1 protein-coding gene is annotated in these 1,813 nt (G+C 66.4%); it reads right to left on the bottom strand.

Going from position 1 to position 1,813, the window contains the following annotated elements:
- Positions 1 to 1,813: DNA-directed RNA polymerase subunit beta (gene rpoB, locus ACFKCF_RS61520; RefSeq protein WP_394506768.1), on the bottom strand; the 1,813-nt coding region annotated here is incomplete at both ends.

Raw genomic sequence — 1,813 nt, 5'->3', positions numbered from 1 at the left:
GCGCTCGTCCAGGTCGGCCAGGACCTCCTCGGAGACGTTGGGGATGTCCCGGGTGATCTCCTCGGGGCCCAGCTTGGTGTCGCGGGCGTCGACCTCGTGCTCCTCGATGTGGATCGAGGACAGAACGTCGTCCTGCACCAGCCGCTGGGACAGAATGATCGCGTCTTCGTAGTTGTGGCCCTCCCACGGCATGAACGCCACCAGGAGGTTCTTGCCCAGCGCCATCTCGCCCTTGTCGGTGCAGGGGCCGTCGGCGATGACCTGGTTGACCTCGACCCGGTCGCCCTCGGCGACGATGGGCTTCTGGTTGAACGAGGTGCCCTGGTTGGAGCGCTTGAACTTGGCGACACGGTACGTGGTGCGCGTGCCGTCGTCGTTCATGACGGTGACGTAGTCGGCGGAGACCTCCTCGACCACGCCGGCCTTCTCGGCGCTGATGACGTCGCCGGCGTCGGTCGCGGCACGGTATTCCATGCCGGTGCCGACCAGCGGCGCCTCGCTCTTGAGCAGCGGCACGGACTGCCTCTGCATGTTGGAGCCCATGAGCGCGCGGTTGGCGTCGTCGTGCTCGAGGAAGGGGATCATCGCGGTGGCCACCGACACCATCTGGCGCGGCGACACGTCGATGTAGTCGACCTCCTCGGCCCGCATGAGCTCGGTCTCGCCGCCCTTGGTGCGGACCAGGACGCGGGACTCGGCGAACGACCCGTCGGCGTTGAGCACCGTGTTGGCCTGCGCCTTGACGTAGCGGTCTTCCTCGTCGGCCGTGAGGTAGTCGATCTGCTCGGTCACCTTGCCGTCGACGACCTTGCGGTAGGGCGTCTCGACGAACCCGAAGGCGTTGATCCGGCCGTAGGAGGCCAGCGAGCCGATGAGGCCGATGTTGGGGCCTTCAGGGGTCTCGATCGGGCACATCCGGCCGTAGTGGGACGGGTGCACGTCACGGACCTCGAAGCCGGCCCGCTCACGGGACAGACCACCGGGACCCAGCGCGGACAGACGCCGCTTGTGCGTCAGGCCGGCCAGCGGGTTGGTCTGGTCCATGAACTGCGACAGCTGCGAGGTGCCGAAGAACTCCTTGATCGACGCCACGACCGGGCGGATGTTGATCAGGGTCTGCGGCGTGATCGCCTCGACGTCCTGCGTGGTCATGCGCTCGCGCACGACCCGCTCCATACGGGCCAGACCCAGGCGGACCTGGTTCTGGATGAGCTCGCCGACGCTGCGCAGACGACGGTTGCCGAAGTGGTCGATGTCGTCGACCTCGACGATGACCTCGCGGTCACCTGCGCCCGGCATCGACTCCTCGCCCGCGTGCAGGCGGACGATGTACTCGATCGTGGCGACGATGTCGTCCTCGGTCAGGGTGCCCTGCGAGATCTCCGAGTCGACGCCCAGCTTCTTGTTGATCTTGTAGCGACCGACCTTGGCCAGGTCGTACCGCTTGGGATTGAAGTAGAGGTTCTCCAGCAGGGTCTGCGCCGACTCCTTGGTCGGCGGCTCACCCGGCCGCAGCTTGCGGTAGATGTCCAGCAGCGCGTCATCCTGGCCGGCCGTGTGGTCCTTCTCCAGGGTGGCCCGCATCGACTCGTACTGGCCGAACTTCTCGAGAATCCGCTCGCTGGTCCAGCCCAGCGCCTTGAGCAGCACCGTGACGGCCTGCTTGCGCTTACGGTCGATGCGCACACCGACGCTGTCGCGCTTGTCGATCTCGAACTCCAGCCAGGCACCCCGCGACGGGATGACCTTGCAGCCGAACAGGTCCTTGTCGGACGTCTTGTCGACATTGCGTTCGAAGTAGACACCGGGCGAA

Source organism: Nonomuraea sp. JJY05 (genome assembly GCF_043496855.1).
GTDB lineage: Bacteria > Actinomycetota > Actinomycetes > Streptosporangiales > Streptosporangiaceae > Nonomuraea.
The sequence above is the reverse complement of the archived record's forward strand: the minus strand, read 5'-3'. Positions and strand labels throughout refer to the sequence as shown.